The sequence below is a fragment of the Idiomarina tyrosinivorans genome (assembly GCF_003987475.1).
Classification (GTDB): domain Bacteria; phylum Pseudomonadota; class Gammaproteobacteria; order Enterobacterales; family Alteromonadaceae; genus Idiomarina; species Idiomarina tyrosinivorans.
The window spans coordinates 24,834-45,553 of the sequence record NZ_PIQH01000003.1; the positions used below are offsets into that span (position 1 = coordinate 24,834).

The following is a 20,720-nucleotide window of genomic DNA, read 5'->3' on the forward strand; positions in this document are numbered from 1 at the left end:
GATTAGCATTTAAATTGTACCGTTCAGGTATTTTCTGATCCAACATTTTTTTAACCATTGCAGCAATTCCTCTATCCCATCGATACACTCTTCTGGAGGCCGCTCTAGCGCTAAATAGTCAGCCGCCTGTAAAAGATTAGCAACCGCATGACGACTATCAATGGCGGGCGCGTGATTCTGCTTACTTAGCTTGCGCTGATCGGTTCCCATGACTAACGGCAAATGCAGATATCTCGGCGGTTGTGGTTGCAGTTGCTGCCACAGTGTTAACTGCCAAAACGTTGGAATGCACAAATCCTCGCCACGAACAATGTCGGTAACTCCGCTGTCAATATCGTCAACAACCACGGCTAGTTGGTAGGCGTACAAGCCATCACGACGACGCAACACAAAATCTTCTGCATCTTTTGCGCTAGTGCTCAGTTGCGGGCCCAAGCGGCGATCTTGCCACTCGATAACGGCTTGTTGGTTAAAAAAACGAATGGCGTGCGCTTCGCTGCTAGACGGTGGGTGCTTTAGACAATAGCGGTCATACCCATCTGACAATGTTTGTAGGCGCTTACGACGGCAAACACAGGGGTAAGTTAAACCTTGTTCGGTCAGTTGTTGAATCACCGCTCGATAACGCGCATCCCGTTGGCTTTGATATAACACCTCGCCGTCCCAATGTAAGCCATGAGCATCGAGTTGTTGGAGAATGGTATCAGCGGCACCGGCAACGGCTCGTGGCTTATCGACATCGTCAATACGCAGTAGCCAACGCCCTTGATGGGCTTTGGCGTCTAAGTAGCTGCCGAGGGCGGCAACGAGCGAGCCCATGTGGAGAGGACCTGAGGGTGTGGGGGCAAAACGACCACAGTAGGATGTTGTCATTGCTGCCCCACAACTACGCGTTGACCAGATTGGCTTACGCGCCGGTCATTTGCTTTTCTTTGATTTCCGCTAAGGTTTTGCAGTCTACGCATAAATCTGCAGTTGGGCGTGCTTCCAAACGGCGGATACCGATTTCGATGCCACATGATTCACAAAAACCAAAATCATCCTCTTCGATTTTCTGAAGGGTTTTCTCGATTTTTTTAATCAACTTGCGCTCACGATCGCGAGTACGCAATTCGATGCTGAATTCTTCTTCCTGCGCTGCACGATCCACCGGATCAGGAAAGTTCGCCGCTTCATCTTTCATGTGGTGAACGGTGCGATCAACTTCTTCGCGCAATTGGGCGCGCCAGGCTTCAAGAATTTTTCTGAAGTGCTCACGTTGAGCATCGTTCATGTATTCTTCACCCGACTTTTCCTTATATGGCTCAAGGCCGGCTAACGCCAGGATGCCGTGCGTTTTCTTCTCTGTGCCCTTTGGCATCATGGATCTCCTAAAACAATACTGTTACACGGGTTGTGAAAAAAAGGACGCTACATATACCAGAAAGATCCCAGTTAGGCAATTTTCCATGTCGGTACGGGGAGTAATTGTTTCGCTATTATGTGTTCGGGAGTTATCTCGCATCCAACGGCATAACACTCGACGCCTTTTTGTGCCGCTTGTTTACAGATTTCAGCATACTTTGGATCAATTTCAGTGGCCGGCTCGGCGGAACGAATCGCTGAGTGCAGCGCCACAAACAACAGAATGGCGCGATGCCCCTGTTCACGCATCGCCATCAATTCTTGCACGTGTTTGCTGGCGCGCTGGCTTACGGTATCAGGAAACAATCCGCGTGCGCCCTGTGCGAGGGTTACACTTTTCACCTCAATATAGGTTTGCCGTTGTTGGTGATCCAGCGTAAACCAATCAATACGGCTATTCTGCTCACCATAACGCCGCTCAGGCTGCAGCTCGCAGCGTTCATCAATATCGGCAATAAAGCCTGCGCGAAGCGCCTCGCCAGCCACTTGATTAGCGCGCTGCGTGTTCACCGCAATCCAGTTATTTTGTTTGTCTTGAGTGAGTTCCAGAGTAAGTGAATACTTACGTTTGGGATTGTTGCTGCGGCTACAAGCCGCGCCAAAACCTGCCTCAGCACAACCTGTCATTGCACCGGTATTAGGACAATGGACCGTTTCTACTTCGCCATTGGGCCATTCGATATCGGCCAAAAAGCGTTTGTACCGGCGCAACAGTTTTCCTTGTTGTAGGGGCGGATTAAATTGCATCAATTACCTCAAAACCGCTAAAGTGTTAAGCATCAATAAGCTATAGGGGGAATCACTTGATGTCTACCGCACTACCCGTTTTACTCACCACCGAACAACCTGATGGCTATTGGAAGCCCCACACGCCATTGATATTTAACGAACAAGGCGCGGTCATCGTTGTTGGTGAAGACGAGGCCGAGAACCTACGGCGTATTCAAAAGGCTGGCCGACTGCTGGATAACAACGGCGTGAATCGCATCGAACCGAGCGCGGAGGGCTGGGATAAAGAACGTCAATGGGCGTTAGCAAAAGGCTTCACCTCTACACAGTCAACCAACGAAGTGGTCTGGCATAGCAGCGAACCAGCGGTAGCAGAGCAGCTAAGTCACTTGAGTGAGATTAGCCGTTGGGCTCGAGCACTCATTAATGCGCCGGCCGAAGAGTTGTACCCAGAAACGCTGGCGCAGCGCGTTATTGACTACTTTGAAGAGCTCGTTCCATCGCAAGTCAGTTACAACATCATTAAAGGTGATGACCTACTAAAACAGGGATGGGCGGGTATTCATGCCGTCGGCCGCGCTAGTGTGCGTCAGCCGTTGATGTTGCAACTCGATATTAATCCCACCGGTGATGACAATGCCCCCGTTGCTGCGGCGTTAGTGGGTAAAGGAATTACTTTTGATAGCGGCGGTTACAGCATCAAAGGTAGCGAAGGCATGCTAGCAATGAAATGTGATATGGGCGGTGCAGCGACCCTAGCGGGGGCGTTAGCGCTGGCAGTGCAACGCGGCTTAAAACAGCGCGTTCGATTGATTCTTTGCTGTGCAGAAAATCTTATCGATGGTAGTGCTTTTAAATTAGGCGATATTATCACCTACAAAAACGGGTTAACGGTAGAAGTGGTCAATACCGATGCGGAAGGCCGTTTAGTGTTGGCTGACGGCTTGCAGGCAGCGGCTGAGAGTGGTGCAAAATGGGTGATTGATGCGGCAACCTTGACCGGTGCGGCGCAGATGGCTGTGGGTAAAGAATACAATGCCCTATTCAGTGTTGACGATGGTGCTGCCGCAACAGCAATCAACTGCGCGGCTCAAGAGCGGGAATTGTTGTGGCGATTGCCATTGGCGCCTTGGCACAGTAATAACTGCCCGTCGCCATTTGCTGATACCGCCAACAGTCGGCCGCAAAAAGGCGGTGGACCGGGCGGTGCGAGCAATGCCGCTGGATTTTTACTGCGCTTTGCACCCAACGACGGCAACGGCTGGTTGCATTTCGACTTAGCGAGTGCTTATTTAGGCAGTGCTGATGCGATGTGGTCAGCGGGCGCTACCGGTCACGGTATTCGCACGATTGCCGCGACGCTATTGCAATTGTCGGACTAAAGGGTATTCAACGCAGGGGTAACGGCCACCGAGCAAGTGGTTGATAACGCACACCCTGTTCTGTCGGTTTCGACCAGAACAGGGTCAACGCGGTCCAGCGGATGCGAAAGTTGGCGGGGTTGCCCATCATCTGTGCGGGTTCTTTGGCGCCGCGAATAAGCGAGATATGGGGCGCAAAAGGGCGCTCATCATTGATCGCCAAGTGTTGGCGCAATTGCCCGGCAAATGCGTTCAGACTGGCATTGGGCTGACTGGGTGCCAGGTATACGGTGCGACTTTCTGGCCAGTAGCCGAGCAATCCAAACTGACTCGTCAATGTCGGTCGTTCAACGTTGCTAATGCGTTCCACCAGAGCATCACGCTGTTGCTGAGTGCAAGCACCAAAAAAGCCTAGGGTCAGGTGGTAGTTGCCCCAATAGACGGCATGGCGCGGATGGTTAAGATGGCGGTACTGCCAGTCGGCGAGCGCTTGCTTTTCTGGCGTGAGTAAGTCCAAGCCCAGAAATAATCGTTGTGTGGTTTTCGTGTGATCACTCATCGCTACCCCAAAACAGGCTTTTTTGGCATACTAAACAGTCTGTTGCCGTTGCTCAATAGCGAATACTTAAGGAGAGTGTTTGACCCTCCCGATTACCGAACTTTATCGTCAAATCGCGCAACTTCCCCATGCTGGTGTGAAAGTATTGCAAGCGCCACCAGGCAGTGGGAAGTCGACCGCATTACCGCTATTTCTTCTGCAGCAAGGCTACGCGGCTGACGGCCTGATTGTTATGCTGCAACCGCGCCGAGTCGCGGCCTTGAGTATTGCACATTACCTAGCTGAACAGTTAGGTGAGAGAGTCGGCGAGCGCATCGGGTACCAAATTCGCGGACAGCGCAAAACAGGTACCCAAACGCGGTTAGTGGTGGTAACCGAAGGGGTGTTGTTGCAATGGTTGCAGCGAGACCCTGAATTACCAGGTATCAGCACCATCTTGTTCGACGAATTTCATGAGCGCAATCTGTTCAGTGATTTGAGTTTAGCGTTATTACTCGATGTATTACCGCTGCGCACTTACCTGAGCGTCTGGGTAATGTCGGCGACCATTGATGTTGACGCTTTGGTAGACTTCCTTAGCCCACATAGCGAACAAATTACTGCGCTGACCGCAGCAGGCCGGCAGTACCCTATCGACTACCATTATGTGCCGTTGCAAGCGCAAGAAGATTGGCTGCAAGCAACTTTGCGTGCGATTTTGCTGGCGACCGGGTTGGCGCAACAAGGTATTTTGGTGTTTGTGCCTGGGCAGCGGGAAATGCGTTGGTTGCAGCAGCGCTTGGCGGACGCAAGCCAATGGCCGGTGCAGCTATTACATGGTGGCTTAACCGTGGCTCAGCAGCAACAGGTGGTGCAGGGTAGCGATGCTGCAACAGCCGCACAACGAATTATTCTTAGCACCAATATCGCTGAAACCAGTATTACCGTGCAGCACATCGATACCGTCGTTGACAGTGGCCGAGAGCGGGTGGCTGTTTATGACCCGAACTTGCGTACCAGCAAGCTTATGACGCAGCGGGTGAGTCAAGCTTCAGCACAACAACGCGCCGGTCGCGCCGGGCGGTTACAGGCGGGGCACTGTGTTCGATTAGGCAGTGAAGCTGAGTATCAACGTCTTAGTGCATTTCAGGCGGCGGAGATTGACTACAGTGATTTAGCACCGTTAATACTGCAAGCCAAGTTGTGGGGCACCGAGGTCGCAGCAATGGCGTGGTTGACGCCTCCCAATGCTGGATTGCTGGCCCATGCGGAGGACTGGTTAACGGCCTTTGGGTTACTTGAGCAGGGCGCGTTGACCGATGCTGGGCGGTGGGTGGCGAGTGCTGCTGCTGAACCCCGTATTGCCTTGGTCGCCTATCACGGCTTGCAATTATCCGTGGCCGAACGGGCACAACTGGCGCGTTATCTCGCAACCATTGAAGAGCCACCGCGGAGTCAACAACTCGAGCTTAAACACCTTAGTGAGTTATGTCAGCAGCAGAGGCATGCACGCTGGCAGCAGCGTTGGCAATACTGGGGACGGCAATTGAAACTCAGTGAAGCAGAGCTAAACGGATGCGGTGAGCATTGTTTATCGGCATTGCTATGGGGCTTTTTCGACCGTATTGGGCAGCGCCAAGGCGAGTTACGTTACCGCTTAACAAGCGGCGGTGCCGCGCGTTATTACGACGCGCCTCAGCAAGCCCCAGAATACCTCTTGGCACTGAGGTTGACCTTTCCTGCCGAGCACAATGAAGCGGTTTTGCAATGCGTGGTGAATTTGGATGAGTTGGATTGGCAACAACATCCAGCATTGCCGATTAAACAGCAAACTGTCGCGCGTTGGCAGGGCCAACAACAGCGTTTACAACGCGTAAAGCAAGTTACTTTAGGGCGCTTACAACTGCGTAGTGAAGTGCTTTCTGGGGAAGTCAGTGCGGTCGAATTACAACAGGCATTAATAGCTTACGTGCAAGAGCATGGGCTGGAAGTGTTAACGTTGAGTAAAACTGCGCACCAATGGTTGGCGCGTTGTCGTTTGTTGGCAGAATATGGTGATGACGTGTTTGCGCAGTTTCAGCAATCGCGCTTGCTGGCTGAGTTAGCGGACTGGGCACTGCCCTTTTGGCAAGACATTCGCTCATTAAAACAGTTGCAGCAGTGGGATCCATTGCCGGCGTTGCAAGCGCGTTTGGATTATCAACAGCAACAACAGTTACAGCAAGCTTGTCCGAGTCACTGGCTGGCGCCGTCAGGTCGAAGCGTGGCTATCGACTATCAAGCCGTAACGCCGATTGCGGCTGTGAAACTGCAAGAAGTGTTTGGGGAACCGCAGTCTCCGACATTGGTCTATGGCAAGGTAACATTGACCTTGGATTTACTGTCACCAGCAGCACGGCTACTGCAGCGTACCAGCGACTTAGCGAGCTTCTGGCAAACGGCCTATCCACAAGTGCGAAAGGAAATGCGCGGACGTTACCCCAAGCACCCGTGGCCGGAGCATCCGCAACAGTCGCTAGCGACCACAAAAACCACGCGGCAATTGCGTAAAGATAGTCATTGAGGTGAGTCTTTTGAGTAGAAATTCTTTTTTTCGGCATGTTGGCTGGCTAGCCGTTAAGCTTGGGCTGGTCGCGGCTGCATTACTGTTTTTCTACTGGATTTACCTAGACACTACATTGACCCAACGCTTTAGCCAAAGCCGCTATCAGGCGCCTGCTTTAGTTTACGGCTATGCGCTACCCCTTCACCCGGGGCAAAAGCTGCCTCCGGAACAATTACGGCGCCGGCTTCAATTACTGGGTTACCGTGCGGTAGCAGACGTGCGTGATAGCGGCCAGTTTCAGCAAACGGGTGACGCCTTCGTGCTGTATCGGCGGCCGTTTGATTTTGCTGATGGTCCACAAATGGCGCGTAAAGTAGCGCTCCACTTTAATGACGAAACGCTGACTAAAATCATTAGCCTACCCGACGGCCGCGAACTCGATTCTATGCGCCTAGAACCGCCGCTGATTGGAAGGTTCAGTACCCATTCGAGGGAGGACCGTTTACTGGTGGGTTTTGAATTGGTCCCGAACTTATTCGTTGACACCTTATTACTGGTCGAAGATCGTAATTTTTACCACCATAATGGTGTCGCACCGCTGGCAATCGCCCGCGCACTCGTAGCTAACATCCGTGCTGGACACACCGTGCAAGGTGGTAGCACGTTAACTCAGCAGCTGGTCAAGAATCTTTATTTGACGCGCGAACAGACGCTTTTGCGTAAGGCGCATGAAGCGATGATGGCGTTGGTGATTGACGCCAGATTCAGCAAAAACGATATTCTCGAAGCCTACTTAAACGAAGTCTACTTTGGCCAAGATCGCGGTAATGCGATTCACGGACTGGGGCTCGCCAGCGTGTTCTATTTTGGCAAGCAAGTGCAAGAGCTAAATGCGGCTGATATTGCATTGCTGGTGGGCTTAGTCAAAGGTCCTTCATACTATGACCCACGTCGTCATCCGGAACGTGCGAAGCAACGGCGCGATATGATTTTGCAGTTGATGTTTGAGCATGACTTACTGAGCAAACCTGACTACTTGGCAGCATTACGCAGTGATCTCGAGGTTAAAGCATCGGGGCACTTGGTCAGTTCCAGTCAACCGGATTATCTAGACCGAGTGCAACAAGAGTTAGCCCATATTCCGTTACCAGCCGATTGGCAAAAGCAGGGTCTACGCATCTTTACAGGGCTGGATCCACTGCAGCAGGCGGCTGCTGAACAAGCCCTACAAGACACTGTAAGGCGCTTAAAAAAGCCGGATCTGCAGGGCGCTGTAGTGGTTGCTGACTATCACGATGGCAGTGTTCGGGCATTAGTGGGTGGCACCCAGAATAATGCCGCGGGTTTTAACCGAGCGTTGTTAGCGTTGCGTCCCATCGGCTCACTGATTAAGCCAGTGATTTATAGCCTAGCGTTACAGCAACCTGACCGTTATCAACTGGCGACGCCTTTGTTAGATAACCCAGTGATTTTAGATGTGCAAGGTGATAAAGCGTGGCAGCCGAATAATTATGACGGTGAATTTCTGGGCCAGTTACCGCTTTACCAAGCGTTTGTGACCTCGCGTAATATTCCTGCGGTAAACGTGGGATTGGATATTGGCCCTGAGCGCATTGTTGAGCAACTCAGAGCTTTGGGCGTAGAAACCCCCTTGCATGCGTACCCGTCGATATCGCTGGGTGCGTCAGCGTTGTCGCCTTATGCTGTTGCCCGACTTTATGCAGGCTTAGCCAATCCGCAGGGGTTTCGCCCGTTGCATACTATAGAAGCGATTACCCAGCACGATGGCATGAGTGTCTACCATCATCAACCACAGCCGTTGCAGCAGGTGCTTAGTCCAGAAAGTCAGTACCTAACCGAGTACACCATGCAAGGCGTAGTACGTGAAGGAACCGGTAAGCGCTTGGGCGAAGCTTTTCCAAACGCGCATCTCGCCGGCAAGAGCGGTACCACCAACGATCTACGTGACAGTTGGTTTGTTGCCATCGATGCGGAGCAAGTGATGACGGTATGGATGGGTTATGATGACAATCGCTCTACCGGGCTTACGGGCAGTTCAGGTGCGTTAAAGGTATTGCGCCAAATGCTCAAGCAACAGCCACCGCAGCCACTGCAATTACGTCGTCCAGAGACCATTATTGATGCTAACTTTCGGAGTGACTCTGGGGTACGTGTACCAGATTCCTGCAGTGATGCGGATCCCGAAGTTTTGCGCTTTCCAGCGATAGATAAGCCGGTTATTGAAGGAATGACTTGTGCAGGGACGGTGGAAGAAAAAAGTTGGTGGCAGCGAGTATTTGGCAATTAAGTGGTAGAAAAACTCAGGCGCGCTGGCATGCGCCAGCACGCCTGAGCTGCTATTACTAATACTAAGCCGCCGCCAACGCTACGAAGGCGATTTTGGCCGCCGCAAGAGTTTGTTCAATATCGGCCTCGCTATGCGCCGCCGACATAAAGCCACCTTCGTAGGCCGAAGGCGCTAAGTAAACCCCTTGCTTCAGCATTTCATGGTAGAACCGCTTAAAGTGCTCCATATTGCACTGCGTCGCCTGCTGGTAGCTGGTGACGTGCTTCTCGCGGGTAAAGAAAAAGCCGAACATTGAACCTGCACGGTTAGTGGTAAACGGGATCCCTGCTTGGTCAGCAAGTTGTTGCATGCCGCTTAGTAATTGTTCGACGCGAGCATATAGCTGTTCGTATAGGCCAGGTTTGGCCAATTCGTTGAGGGTCGCAAGCCCGGCCGCCATCGCCACCGGATTACCCGACAGTGTTCCAGCTTGGTATACCGGACCGACGGGAGCAATATGGTCCATAATCGCTTGTTTACCACCAAATGCGCCGACTGGCATTCCTCCACCAATCACTTTACCTAAGGTCGTCAGGTCTGGGATTACCTGGTAGCGCTCTTGTGCACCTCCCGGGGCGGCGCGGAAGCCACTCATCACTTCGTCAAAAATCAATACGCTGCCGAAGTCGTCACAGATTTTGCGCAAGCCTTCCAGAAAGCCCGGCTGCGGTGGGATACAGTTCATGTTGCCGGCGACGGGTTCAACAATAATACAGGCAATGTCTTGGCCAAATTCAGCAAACACTTTGGCGACTGAATCGATGTCGTTGTAGTCCACGGTTAAGGTGTGTTTGGCGATATCTTCTGGGATGCCTGGAGAATTTGGTACGCCCAGTGTCAACGCACCTGAACCAGCTTTGACCAGTAGCGAGTCGGCGTGGCCGTGGTAATTACCTTCGAACTTCAAGATTTTATCTCGCCCAGTGTAACCCCGCGCTAAGCGAATAGCGGTCATCGTCGCTTCGGTACCACTGTTAACCATTCTGACTTTTTCAATCGATGGTACGATCTGCTTAATTTTTTCCGCCATGGTAATTTCGACTTCGGTAGGGGTACCGAAGCTTAGGCCGCGTTCAGCCGCTGCCAAGGTTGCCTGCAGTACTGCTGGGTGGTTATGGCCGAGAATCATTGGGCCCCAAGAACCGACATAATCGATATAGCGTTGGCCATCGGCATCCCACATGTAAGCGCCTTTGGCGCGCTCAATAAAAACTGGTGAGCCACCGACACCGTTAAATGCTCGCACTGGCGAGTTTACGCCACCAGGAATGCTTTTCTGGGCTTGTTGGAAAAGGGTTTCTGAACGACTCATTCGAACCTCTTACAAATTAGGTTTATTGGTGAACCAGTTCACCGCACATTCATGTTGCTGAACTTGGTCTTCGACCCCTAACGTCAATGCAAACAATGCCATCCGAATTAACACGCCATTATCCGCTTGGCGAAAGATCGCCAAGTTTGGGTGTTGGTTGAGGTCGTTATCGAGCTCGTTGGCCTCTGCTCGCGAGTCGCGAGGGAGTGGATGCATAATGACCGTATTGGGTTTGTAGTATTTGGTATAAATTTCGCTGTTTAAACGGAATTTTCCGCGATATTGATCAGCGTCTTCAGGGCTAGCAAAGCGCTCTTGTTGAATACGGGTTTGATAAACAATGTCAGCGTCAAGCGACTCTGTGACTTGTTCAGTAACGGTAACCCGATGTCCTGCTTGTTCTAATGTGGCTAGCACAGAGTCAGGCATGCTCAACGCTTTCGGCGACAGCAGGGTGAAACGTAAATTTTTGTACATCGACAGCAGCGTCGACAGCGAGTGCACGGTACGGCCATATTTTAAGTCGCCCATCATACAAATGTGCATGCCATCGACACTCTGGCCATGGTAGGCCAATTCTTTTTGAATAGTATATAGGTCTAACAATGCCTGAGTTGGGTGTTCGTTAGCGCCGTCGCCGCCATTGATCACCGGCACTCGACTACCTTCCGCAAATTCCGCAACCGAGCCAGATTTGGGGTGGCGCATGGCAATCACATCGGAGTAGCTACTCAGCACTCGTGCGGTATCGTACAGCGATTCGCCTTTGGTTAACGCAGAGCTTTCCATGCCGGTGGTTTCGCGAACTTCACCACCGAGCAAGTTAAACGCCGTGCCAAAACTCACCCGCGTCCGAGTCGAGGGTTCAAAAAATAAATTTCCGAGAATGGCGCCGTCTAATACGCGAGTGCGTTTGGCGCGTCGAGCGTAAGGCTGCATTTTGTCAGCGACAGAGAAAATATATTGAATGCTATCGAGATCAAATTGATTCACCGACAGAATATTCGACCCAGTAAAATTCATCGTAGCTCGCCTCGGCTGGACATCAGATTTGCTGCGCGATGATAGCAAAAAATCACCGCGCTGAACATTAGAAGGGCTTTAATACCGCTAATAAAATAATCGCAAACAGGGCGATAACGGGGAGCTCGTTGTAGACCCGATAGAACCGATGACTGCGTTGGTTTTTGCCGTCCCGGAATTGTGTCCAGATTTTGTAGCAATAACCGTGGTAAGCCAAAAGTAATGCCACCAGCAGCAGCTTAGCGTGCATCCAACCGGCGCTAGCGAACCACGCTGAACCGTAGCTGACCAGTAAAATCAGGCCGAACACCACAGTGAGTACGGCAAAAGGCGTGACAAACCAAAACAGACGTCGCTCCATCACCGTTAATTGCTTGTCTACCGCAGGCTCGGTTGCCATGGCGTGATACACGAATAGCCGCGGCAGATAAAAAATACCGGCGAACCAAGCCACCATAAATATTAAGTGGAACGCTTTAATCCATAATAACGTGGTCATGCTAACTCTCTCTGTAGGGCTTTTCTGACTGTTTCCCAAGTGACTAACGCGAGTGGGTCATTGCTATCTTGATCGTAAATATATACAGCGCCGCGTCGTTGTGGTGACAAAATGTCGTAGACTTCGGACAGGGTTGCAGTAATCCGTAACCCCTGTAATGGCAAATAATTCAATGACGGATTTTCACCGTAAGCGGCGGCAATGTCATAGCTGACCATGCGATACTCCGGCTGATTATTTTCATTGACCGTCATCACCACGACCGATTGTGCTTGCGCGGTCTCCAAGGCATCGAGTAACTCTTCTTGGGTGGGGTCTAAAAGTAACTTGAATTCGCGTTCCATGACTGCTTCGACACCCGTTTTTTGCAGGGCAATGGTGACCGGCGCAATTTGGTAGGGTAAGTCTTGTAACTCAAGCTGGGCAATAAAAATAGACTTTGACCGAAACAGCTGGTTAGAGACCAGATATGCCGGCACGATAACCAGCATGGCTGGAATCACCACTTCGATGCTACCGGATAATTCTACAATCGCCAGCAACGCCGCCAGTGGTGCATGAATAGAGGCCGCCAACATGCCTGCCATGCCCAGCAGAATAAAGGTGTCGAAACTGTCGACTGGCATCCAATGCAGTGGACTGAGCAAACTCACGAAGAGTGCTGCCGAGATTGCACCAATACCAAATACAGAGCCTATTAATCCGCCGGGCACCCCCATTCCTAAAGCGACAGCAGCGGCCACAGTTTTAGCGAACAGTAAGGTAAAAATGACCGACATTGCGGGGTGACTCATAGCGACTTGCGCAATCGCCGAAAGCCCCGGACCGTGGCTGCTGGGAATCAGCAGTGCCAAAATTGCGGTAATTAAACCAGCGAACAATAGTCGGGTAGATAATGCAATGGGTTGCACGGTTTTCAGCACGTCTAACATTAACGCTTTGAAGACCACGCCAATAACCCCCAGCAACAGACCGAATAACACCACCGAAGGTAAAGTGGCGGGCTCAATATTGACCGGAATCAGCATCGCAAACTCCGTGGTGGGTCCGAAAATCTGCTCAGTAATTAACGAGCCGGCCACCGCGGCTAACATCACGGGAATAAATATGTGAACTTTATATTCCCGCAGAACCACTTCCATCACCAGTACCATTGCCGCCAAAGGTGTGTTAAAAGACGCGGCAATTGCCGCTGCAATGCCGCAAGCAGCGAGGGTACGGATGCTATTCTTGGGTGCATCAACGTGGTAGCCCAACCAAGTGGCACTGGCTGCACCCAAATGCACAGCAGGACCTTCGCGACCAACACTGAAGCCGGCAATTAAGGCAATAATCCCGCCAAAAAACTGATTCAAGGTAGAACGCCACGGCAGAATCCCATAGTGCTGTTTCATGCGATGAATCACATAAGGAATGCCCAAACGGATGCGTTTAAAGCCGGTTAATTTGAACAGCAGGTAAATAATGGCGACAGCAACCAGCGGGATAACAAAGCGTGACACATCAGACATTGGCTGTTGCCACTGGGTGCTATTTCCGACAAGATAACCGCCGTGCTCAATGGCGAAGCGGAATAACACAATCACTAATGCCGCAGCGCAGCCACCAAGCAGCCCCATAAGGCAAATAGCCAGCGTGGTTGCGGGCCGAGCTAATTGCGATCGAAGCTGAAGTTGCAAAGTGCGCAGCAGGCGCATGGGCAGTGTCCTTGGCAATCAGTCATGATAATGTGGTTACTGAGTGAGCTCAGTGTAACATATTACCAACAATAACAATCACCCGATGAGTCAACAACTTATGAATGAAAAATGGCGTCTCTCTTATTGGCAACAACGCTATGGGCGGTTACCCGTGATGTTGATATCGGTTGCCTGTTTGGCCATTTTGCTGTGGGCATCGTATCGCTTGGGAATGTGGTACGGCGGAGTATTGCAAGATAAAGTCGCACAACAAGGGCAGCAGTTAAGTCAGCTTTATCAACGCATTGAGCGGTTGGAATATCAACGCCATGTGAACGAAGTGGAGTTGGATATTGAAAAGGCAGCCAACAGCAGCCTGCAACAGGAGCTCACGATTGCGCAAGATGAAAACTTCGGCTTGCGTCGGGAATTAGCGTTTTACCAAAAGATCATGGCGCCAGAGTTGGAAGCGGATGGTGTGGTTATCGATTCATTCGTGTTAACGCCGAATATTGCTGAACGTCACTTCCACTTTAAACTGGCGGTTATTCAACTCGAACGACGGCGTAAATTGATTGAGGGGCGCATTAGCATTCACTTGGTTGGTCGCTCAAATGGTGCGGTAAAGTCGTACGACCTGCTCGACTTAGCACGGATTAGCGATGCGGACCGCAAATTCGCGATGCGATACTTTAGCTTGTACGAGGGCGATTTCTTCTTGCCTGAAGACTTTGTACCAGAACGTTTTGATGTCAAAGTGAGTTTACCCGAAAGCGCCCAACGCCAGCTTGAGCGACGATTTTACTGGCGCTCAGTGCTGCAAAGTGTCGAACCACGAGAGGGTGTCACCACCCATAGTAATACTTGACCCAAATAGTCGGGTAAGCGACAATGCGCGGGCAAATCATGGGAGGTAGTCGAACGATGAGCGCAGTTGAAACCGCAATGCCAATTCAATTTACCGAAGCGGCAGCGAAAAAGGTTAAGAGCCTAATCGCGGAAGAACAGAACCCTAATTTAAAGTTGCGTGTCTACGTGACGGGTGGCGGCTGTTCGGGCTTTCAGTATGGTTTCACGTTTGATGAAAAATGTAACCCTGGCGATATGGAAATCGAGAAAGAAGGAGTATTGCTAGTGGTCGATCCGATGAGTTTGCAATACCTTGCCGGTGGTACCGTCAATTACGAAGAAGGCCTACAAGGCTCACGTTTCTTCGTGGATAACCCCAACGCAACCACCACTTGTGGCTGTGGAGCCAGCTTCTCCATCTAACCGAGGGTCTGTGCTGTTCATCCTGCTTTGGATGCAGTGACCACCGAGTTGCGATAAAATACCCCTCAGTTTTCACGCAGTGAGGTGGTAATGAGCTTGTACGCAACCCATATTGAGACAGTAAAACAGCGTTTTGACGCTGCATTAGCCGCAACCGGTTTTGATTCGGTTTTAGTGTATGCCGGCCAGCCCCGAGTCGCCTTTTTGGACGACAACCCGTACCCCTTTCGCGTCAATCCATTATTTAAGTATTGGTTGCCGCTAACTGACAGTGCAAAAAGCGCGATTTTCTATCGCCGGGGTGATAGCAAGCCGACGTTATACTTTTTCCAAGCCAAAGATTTTTGGCATGCACCTGTTAATATGCCAGAAGCCGAGTGGCAACAGCACGTTACTGTCAAAGTCATCAGCGATCTAAAGCAGTTAGAAAGCGATTTAGGCAGCGCCCTGAAAGACACAGCATTTTTAGGGGAGTACTTTGCGCAACCGGTGAAAGACTGGCAGGTTAAAGCGCGTAATCCGCAAGCCTTAATTGATCACTTGCACTTCCACCGAGCGATTAAAACCAAATGGGAAGTGAGCAACCTGCGTGAAGCCAACCATTTAGCCGCCAAAGCCCATTTGGCTGCCAAGGCAGCGTTCTTTGAAGGTAAGAGTGAGTTCGCCATTCACCAAGCGTACTTGGACGAAATCACCATGCGAGAATCGGAAGAGCCCTATAACAGCATCGTGGCGTTGAATGAGCACCCTGCTATTTTGCATTACGACGTGTATGACCGCAGCGCGCCAGCCGAATCGCGTTCGTTCTTGATTGATGCTGGCGCAACCTACAACGGTTACTGCGCAGACATTACCCGAACCTACGCACGCGAAACCGGATTTTATGCAGACATCGTAAAAGCTGTTGATGATGCACAGAAAGCAGTTCTGGCTGAAATCCGTCCAGGTAAAAGCTACTACGACTTGCATGTTTCTCAGCATATGAAGCTGGCACAAATCCTATCTGACTTTGATTTTGTTAAAGGCGATGTCGATAGTATTTATCAGAAAGGCTACACCAGCGCCTTTATGCCACACGGTCTAGGCCACTTCATTGGGCTTCAAGTACACGATGTCGGCGGTTTTATGAAGGCCGATGATGGCAGTGAATATGCCCGTGATGATCGCCACCCATTCTTGCGCTTGTTGCGTCCTATCGAGCAAGGGCAAGTATTCACCATCGAACCAGGTATGTATGTGGTTGACCAACTGCTAGAGGCACACAAAGACAGCACCGATATCAACTGGGCGAAGGTTGACCAGTTGCGTCCGTTTGGTGGTGTGCGGATAGAAGATAGTGTGGTGGTTGGTGCTGATGGCGATAACGAAAACCTGACGCGCGATGCCTTCACTAAATTAGGTGAAGCGCAGTAATTAATCGGGGAGGTACTTCACTCCCAATATTGCCGGGCTACTCGCTCCTGTTACCGCAGGCAGGTTGCCCGGTTTTTTATGTTCGAAACACCAACCTAGCCAAGCAAACGCCATCGCCTCAACCCACTGCGGTTCTACCCCAAGCTGCTCTGTGGTTGCCAGCGTAATAGTGCGCGGCAATGCCTGTTGTAATGCTTCCATCAATAACGGATTCAGCGCGCCACCACCGCAAACATAAAGTCGCTGTGGTTGTTGCGGTAAAAAGCGTTCAACCGCATCGGCGACAGTTTTAGCGCTCAATGCCACCAACGTGCGCTGCACATCGGTAGCAGCGATGTCGCCACAGGCTTGGATATGCGCAGTTAACCACGGCAAATGGAAGTCGTCACGGCCAGTACTTTTTGGTGGTTGACGATTAAAGTACGGGTCTGACAGTAGGCGCGCCAAAAGTTGAGGGTGTACCTGCCCCTGAGCTGCCCAGTTACCGCCTTCATCAAACCCTTGGCCGTTGTGGTGTGCTTGATACCATTGGTCGAGCAGGGTATTTGCTGGGCCGGTATCAAATCCGGTAACGGCGTCGGCGGCGCCTGGTAGCCAGGTGATATTTGCAATCCCCCCGAGATTGAGAATCGCCGTCGGTTGATCCGCGCGGGCAAATACCGCCTGATGATAAGCTGGTACTAGCGGTGCGCCCTCGCCGCCAAGCAGTATATCTTTGCGGCGGAACTCGCTAATAACAGGAATGGCGGTTAACAAAGCTAAGCGCATGGGGTCACCGATTTGCACGGTGTAGGGTGGTTTAGCCTGTGGTTGATGACGAATGGTTTGGCCGTGGCTAGCAATCGCCGTGATATCAGTGGCTTTAAGTTGTGCCTGCGCTAAAACCTCGGCAACCACCAAAGCACAGGCTTCAGCGAATGCGGCTTCCGCTGCAGCGATGCGCTCAACTTCGTTGTCGCCGCTGTGACACAGTGCCAGTAAAGATTGTTGCAATGCCCTTGGCATAGCGAGACTGTAGCTCGCACGCAGCTCGGCTTGTTTGGGATTCGCAAAATCGACGACGACGGCATCGATAGCATCCATACTGGTGCCAGACATGATGCCGATATAGTAGTCGCCCGCCATTAGCGCATCGCCAAATAAACGCGCTTATTATTTTCCAACATTGCCATCAACTGGTCAGCCTTCGCGCGGAACGCTGGCAACTGCGAGTCATCCAACGATTTTGCTTTCGGTAGCTCGACGCTACGCGGGTTACGATGGACGCCGTCGACAAGGAATTCGTAGTGCAAATGCGCACCGGTGACACGCCCTGTAGAACCCAGTTTACCGATTATCTGGCCTTGGTGAACACGTTCGCCATTACGTACCAGCTTTTTACTCAAGTGCAGGTACTTGGTCACGTAGCGTTCACCGTGTTGAATAAAAATATAGTTACCATTCAAACGGTTATAAGAGCTAGCGATAACTTTGCCATCGCCCGATGCCATAATTGGGGTGCCAACTGGGGCGACGTAATCAATCCCGTTGTGCGGTGCTATGCGCCCTGTCACAGGGTGCAGACGGCGTGGATTAAAGCTAGAGCTGATGTAGGTGAAGTTAACCGGAGAACGTAAAAAGGTTTTACGCATGGCACGACCGTTCGGTGTGTAATATTGGCCGTTGTCGTTGAATACCGCCTGGAAATACTCGCCATTATTGACAAACTCAGCAGCAAGAATACGGCCATAACCCACAAACTCACCGTCGATAAATTGCTTTTCGTACATCACGCTAAACTCGTCGCCTTTGCGTAAATCTAAAGCAAAGTCGATGTCCCAGCCGAAGATGTTCGCAATGCTCATGATCTGGCCTTCGGTCAGGCCAGCGTCGATACCCGCATTCCAAAAACTTGATGTAATTACTGCGTGCGCAAACTGGTTGCGGACTTCAACCTGACGCTTTTCTACCTCGGCAACATAGCTATCGTTTTGGCGTGTGATCAATAGCGTGTCGGTATCCGACAGCGGGTACACTAACTGCACTAAGCCACCGTCACCATCTTGCGCGAAACGCAGACGTTCACCCGGGTGCAAGTTACGTAAAATTTTACTCTCGTCACCAGACTCAGTCACTTCATAAAGTTGTCGCGGACTTAGCCCCATGTGCTCAAAGATTTTCGCCAGACTATCGCCTGAACGAACTTTGTAAGAGCGCCAATTTAACGCATTTTCCGGATCTTGTTCATCGACATCCGGCGCTGGCAACGCCAAAGCAAGATCATAGCGTTGGCCGGGAATAAGTTGTTCCGCAGGAGTGCTATTACGAGAAGCGGTTGCTTGGTCGGAGGGGACCAGCAACAGAATAAACATCAAGGTGCTGATAAAACTTAGCAGCACTTGGTGGCGGTGCGGGAGCTGGGCAAGCAGCTGGCGCATTTTTTTAATTACAGACGTCATGTGTTAGCGCATATTCGTTATTGTCGGTGAATCAAAACAGCAAAAGCCATATAACCCCAGATTCACTGAGTCTTTTGCAGGATAATACGAAAAAAACGGGAATACCAGTGCACAATGCTTAAAACCTTGCCATGGTTGGCGTAGAATAACCGTTTTTACCCATGCTACGACCGCACAAAAAGGAGAAAGTTTGCAATGAGTGTGTCGGTAGACGAAGCCATCGCGGAATTAACACGCGGTGCCGATGAAGTATTGCTTGAGCAAGAACTCAAAGAAAAATTGTCTGAAAACAAACCGTTAGTCGTAAAAGCTGGGTTCGATCCAACCGCACCTGATTTACACCTAGGGCACACGGTTTTGATCAATAAAATGCGAGCGTTCCAAGACTTGGGACATCGAGTAGTTTTTTTGATTGGGGATTTCACCGGCATGATCGGTGACCCAACCGGAAAAAATGCAACGCGCAAACCGCTCACCCCAGAGCAAGTGCTCGCTAACGCGGAAACCTATAAAGAGCAAGTGTTCAAGATCCTCGATCCCGAAAAGACCGAAATTCGCTTTAATTCAGAATGGATGCAAAAGCTCGGTGCAGACGGCATGATCAAACTCGCCGCGCGCCACACCGTAGCGCGGATGCTGGAACGCGATGACTTTAAAAAGCGTTACCAGTCGAACCAACCCATCGCTATCCATGAGTTTCTCTACCCCTTAGTGCAAGGCTGGGATTCCGTGGCATTAGAAGCCGACATCGAACTCGGTGGTACCGACCAGCGCTTCAACCTGCTGATGGGACGCGAATTACAAAAAGAAGAAGGCCAACGCCCACAGACAGTCATGATGATGCCATTGTTAGAAGGCCTTGATGGCGTTCAGAAAATGTCAAAATCACTCAATAACTACATCGGTATTACCGAGCCAGCGAACGAAATGTTCGGCAAGGTTATGTCGATTTCTGACGAATTGATGTGGCGTTACTTCGAACTGCTAAGTTTCCGCCCGTTACAGGAAATCGACGCCTTGAAGCAATCGGTGGAAGACGGTGCCAACCCACGTGATGTAAAAATTGCCTTAGCAAAAGAAATCATCGCCCGTTTCCATGACGAAGCCGCCGCCGAAGCCGCACATCAAGATTTTACCCAGCGCTTCTCTAAAAATGCGTTACCAGACGATATCCCAGAGCGAACTGTAGACAGCAAAGGCGAAGGCATGGCGATCGGCAACTTACTCAAAGAAGCCGAACTCGTAGCCTCAACTTCAGAAGCCCTGCGAATGATCAAACAAGGTGCAGTAAAACTCGACGGCGAGAAAATCTCCGATACCCGCTGGCAGTGCCCAGCAGGAACCTCTGGCGTTCTCCAAGTCGGCAAGCGCCGCTTCGCTAAAGTGACACTAAGCTAACCCGAGCAGCGGTTTACCCTATACTGCGACCGGCGGCTTATGCTCGCGGCATCGTCAGGGTTGGGATTGCTTGTTCCCTACCACGGAGTCTAGCTTGGGCGCGTCGGCAATTCTTTACTGCGGCCTATGGCTGCGGCCCGCGGCATCGTTAGGGTTGGGGGAAGGCTCGGAGTGTGGGCGCTTGGGTGGTTAGTGCTCAGCGTCCCGCTGGTTCACGGTGTCTCCGGTAAAAAGACGCTCGAGCCATCCATGGCCGCTCAGTCTCTGGCCCTCCCTGGCCAGAGATGCTTTTTACCGGAGCCCCCGCGCCCCAACGATACGCTCATCAATATCGAGGAAAACACGCCCACACCCCGAGCCAAATAGGTGCGGAGAAGCGATGCCGCCCACCATCGCGGAAAGCCGCAGTAAAGAAGTACCAGCCTTTATCTATTAGCCGTTATCCACCAGCTTCAGACAGCCTGCTTGGGGTTGGTTGTTCTCTACCACGGCGCGCTGGGTGTGGCTTCGGCATCGCTTCTCCGTAGCCCTAAGCTTGGGGTGTAGGCGCGACTTCCCCCACATTTAACGCACAACGTTGGGGCGCGAAGCTGGGGAAAAAGTATCTCCGGCCATGGACGGCCGGAGACTAAGCGCCTCATGGATGAGCTCGAGCGGCTTTTTCCCCAGCTTCGTGAACCGGCGGGGTGCCGTGCAATGACTCTAACAAGCGCCTACACACCAAGCGCCCTCCAGCCCCTCACGATGCCGACGTACCCAAGC

The 20,720-nt window shown here is 51.4% G+C and carries 17 protein-coding genes; 7 read left to right on the forward strand and 10 right to left on the reverse strand.

Going from position 1 to position 20,720, the window contains the following annotated elements; genetic code table 11:
• Window positions 1-9: 9 nt before the first annotated feature.
• The 3 genes from gluQRS to sfsA form a co-directional block, all read right to left on the reverse strand.
• Window positions 10-873 carry a tRNA glutamyl-Q(34) synthetase GluQRS gene (gene gluQRS / locus CWI84_RS03525; protein WP_126841204.1) on the reverse strand — a complete coding sequence of 288 codons (864 nt, stop codon included), beginning with the start codon at window positions 871-873 and terminating at the stop codon, window positions 10-12.
• Window positions 874-907: 34 nt separating this feature from the next.
• Window positions 908-1,360 carry an RNA polymerase-binding protein DksA gene (gene dksA / locus CWI84_RS03530; protein ID WP_126841426.1) on the reverse strand — a complete coding sequence of 151 codons (453 nt, stop codon included), beginning with the start codon at window positions 1,358-1,360 and terminating at the stop codon, window positions 908-910.
• A 74-nt stretch (window positions 1,361-1,434) separates the two neighbouring features.
• A complete protein-coding gene (gene sfsA, locus CWI84_RS03535; protein WP_126841205.1) occupies window positions 1,435-2,151 on the reverse strand; it encodes a DNA/RNA nuclease SfsA in 717 nt (238 codons plus the stop codon).
• Between the two features lie 59 nt (window positions 2,152-2,210).
• On the opposite strand from sfsA, the gene pepB reads away from it, so the two are divergent.
• On the forward strand, window positions 2,211-3,515 hold the full coding sequence (gene pepB / locus CWI84_RS03540) for an aminopeptidase PepB (RefSeq protein WP_126841206.1): 1,305 nt from the start codon (window positions 2,211-2,213) through the stop codon (window positions 3,513-3,515).
• Between the two features lie 7 nt (window positions 3,516-3,522).
• On the opposite strand, the gene thpR is transcribed toward pepB, so the two are convergent.
• Window positions 3,523-4,053: an RNA 2',3'-cyclic phosphodiesterase gene (gene thpR / locus CWI84_RS03545; RefSeq protein WP_126841207.1), complete on the reverse strand. Its 531-nt coding sequence runs from the start codon at window positions 4,051-4,053 to the stop codon at window positions 3,523-3,525.
• A 79-nt stretch (window positions 4,054-4,132) separates the two neighbouring features.
• On the opposite strand from thpR, the gene hrpB reads away from it, so the two are divergent.
• On the forward strand, window positions 4,133-6,595 hold the full coding sequence (gene hrpB / locus CWI84_RS03550; RefSeq protein ID WP_126841208.1) for an ATP-dependent helicase HrpB: 2,463 nt from the start codon (window positions 4,133-4,135) through the stop codon (window positions 6,593-6,595).
• Window position 6,596: 1 nt separating this feature from the next.
• Complete coding sequence (gene mrcB / locus CWI84_RS03555; protein ID WP_420843704.1) at window positions 6,597-8,885, forward strand: penicillin-binding protein 1B; 2,289 nt, start codon at window positions 6,597-6,599, stop codon at window positions 8,883-8,885.
• A gap of 61 nt (window positions 8,886-8,946) precedes the next feature.
• Here mrcB and hemL read toward each other — a convergent pair whose 3' ends face one another.
• The 4 genes from hemL to CWI84_RS03575 form a co-directional block, all read right to left on the reverse strand.
• A complete protein-coding gene (gene hemL, locus CWI84_RS03560) occupies window positions 8,947-10,236 on the reverse strand; it encodes a glutamate-1-semialdehyde 2,1-aminomutase (protein WP_126841210.1) in 1,290 nt (429 codons plus the stop codon).
• Between the two features lie 9 nt (window positions 10,237-10,245).
• The gene (locus CWI84_RS03565) at window positions 10,246-11,259 is read right to left on the reverse strand and encodes an aspartate carbamoyltransferase (RefSeq protein WP_126841211.1); all 1,014 of its coding nucleotides are present in this window, start codon (window positions 11,257-11,259) and stop codon (window positions 10,246-10,248) included.
• A 67-nt stretch (window positions 11,260-11,326) separates the two neighbouring features.
• A complete protein-coding gene (gene hemJ, locus CWI84_RS03570; RefSeq protein WP_126841212.1) occupies window positions 11,327-11,758 on the reverse strand; it encodes a protoporphyrinogen oxidase HemJ in 432 nt (143 codons plus the stop codon).
• Window positions 11,755-13,455, reverse strand: a complete 1,701-nt coding sequence (locus CWI84_RS03575) for a chloride channel protein (RefSeq protein WP_126841213.1) — start codon at window positions 13,453-13,455, stop codon at window positions 11,755-11,757. Before CWI84_RS03575 ends, hemJ begins: the two co-directional genes overlap by 4 nt.
• Before the next feature lie 85 nt (window positions 13,456-13,540).
• Between CWI84_RS03575 and CWI84_RS03580 the strand changes: the two genes are divergently transcribed.
• The 3 genes from CWI84_RS03580 (at window position 13,541) to pepQ (ending at window position 16,122) form a co-directional block, all read left to right on the forward strand.
• Window positions 13,541-14,305, forward strand: a complete 765-nt coding sequence (locus CWI84_RS03580) for a DUF6776 family protein (RefSeq protein WP_241968720.1) — start codon at window positions 13,541-13,543, stop codon at window positions 14,303-14,305.
• 56 nt (window positions 14,306-14,361) lie between these two features.
• Window positions 14,362-14,709: an iron-sulfur cluster insertion protein ErpA gene (erpA, locus tag CWI84_RS03585; RefSeq protein WP_126841214.1), complete on the forward strand. Its 348-nt coding sequence runs from the start codon at window positions 14,362-14,364 to the stop codon at window positions 14,707-14,709.
• Between the two features lie 90 nt (window positions 14,710-14,799).
• A complete protein-coding gene (gene pepQ / locus CWI84_RS03590; RefSeq protein ID WP_126841215.1) occupies window positions 14,800-16,122 on the forward strand; it encodes a Xaa-Pro dipeptidase in 1,323 nt (440 codons plus the stop codon).
• Here pepQ and CWI84_RS03595 read toward each other — a convergent pair whose 3' ends face one another.
• Both CWI84_RS03595 and CWI84_RS03600 read right to left on the reverse strand, forming a co-directional pair.
• A complete protein-coding gene (locus CWI84_RS03595; RefSeq protein WP_126841216.1) occupies window positions 16,123-17,247 on the reverse strand; it encodes an anhydro-N-acetylmuramic acid kinase in 1,125 nt (374 codons plus the stop codon). It lies immediately after the preceding gene.
• Complete coding sequence (locus tag CWI84_RS03600) at window positions 17,247-18,560, reverse strand: peptidoglycan DD-metalloendopeptidase family protein (RefSeq protein WP_241968721.1); 1,314 nt, start codon at window positions 18,558-18,560, stop codon at window positions 17,247-17,249. The genes CWI84_RS03595 and CWI84_RS03600 overlap by 1 nt, the downstream gene beginning before the upstream one ends.
• A gap of 195 nt (window positions 18,561-18,755) precedes the next feature.
• Between CWI84_RS03600 and tyrS the strand changes: the two genes are divergently transcribed.
• Entirely contained in the window at window positions 18,756-19,958 is a 1,203-nt protein-coding gene (gene tyrS / locus CWI84_RS03605; RefSeq protein WP_126841217.1) for a tyrosine--tRNA ligase, read from the forward strand.
• Window positions 19,959-20,720 lie beyond the last annotated feature (762 nt).

Bases quoted from the DNA above. Each gene is read 5' to 3' on its own strand.
- thpR (WP_126841207.1), bottom strand. From the start codon at position 4,053: ATGAGTGATCACACGAAAACCACACAACGATTATTTCTGGGCTTGGAC.
- CWI84_RS03565 (WP_126841211.1), bottom strand. From the start codon at position 11,259: ATGAATTTTACTGGGTCGAATATTCTGTCGGTGAATCAATTTGATCTC.
- hemJ (WP_126841212.1), bottom strand. From the start codon at position 11,758: ATGACCACGTTATTATGGATTAAAGCGTTCCACTTAATATTTATGGTG.
- tyrS (WP_126841217.1), top strand. From the start codon at position 18,756: ATGAGTGTGTCGGTAGACGAAGCCATCGCGGAATTAACACGCGGTGCC.
- gluQRS (WP_126841204.1), bottom strand. From the start codon at position 873: ATGACAACATCCTACTGTGGTCGTTTTGCCCCCACACCCTCAGGTCCT.
- CWI84_RS03600 (WP_241968721.1), bottom strand. From the start codon at position 18,560: ATGACGTCTGTAATTAAAAAAATGCGCCAGCTGCTTGCCCAGCTCCCG.
- dksA (WP_126841426.1), bottom strand. From the start codon at position 1,360: ATGCCAAAGGGCACAGAGAAGAAAACGCACGGCATCCTGGCGTTAGCC.
- erpA (WP_126841214.1), top strand. From the start codon at position 14,362: ATGAGCGCAGTTGAAACCGCAATGCCAATTCAATTTACCGAAGCGGCA.
- sfsA (WP_126841205.1), bottom strand. From the start codon at position 2,151: ATGCAATTTAATCCGCCCCTACAACAAGGAAAACTGTTGCGCCGGTAC.
- CWI84_RS03595 (WP_126841216.1), bottom strand. From the start codon at position 17,247: ATGGCGGGCGACTACTATATCGGCATCATGTCTGGCACCAGTATGGAT.
- pepQ (WP_126841215.1), top strand. From the start codon at position 14,800: ATGAGCTTGTACGCAACCCATATTGAGACAGTAAAACAGCGTTTTGAC.
- CWI84_RS03580 (WP_241968720.1), top strand. From the start codon at position 13,541: ATGAGTCAACAACTTATGAATGAAAAATGGCGTCTCTCTTATTGGCAA.
- hemL (WP_126841210.1), bottom strand. From the start codon at position 10,236: ATGAGTCGTTCAGAAACCCTTTTCCAACAAGCCCAGAAAAGCATTCCT.
- CWI84_RS03575 (WP_126841213.1), bottom strand. From the start codon at position 13,455: ATGCGCCTGCTGCGCACTTTGCAACTTCAGCTTCGATCGCAATTAGCT.
- pepB (WP_126841206.1), top strand. From the start codon at position 2,211: ATGTCTACCGCACTACCCGTTTTACTCACCACCGAACAACCTGATGGC.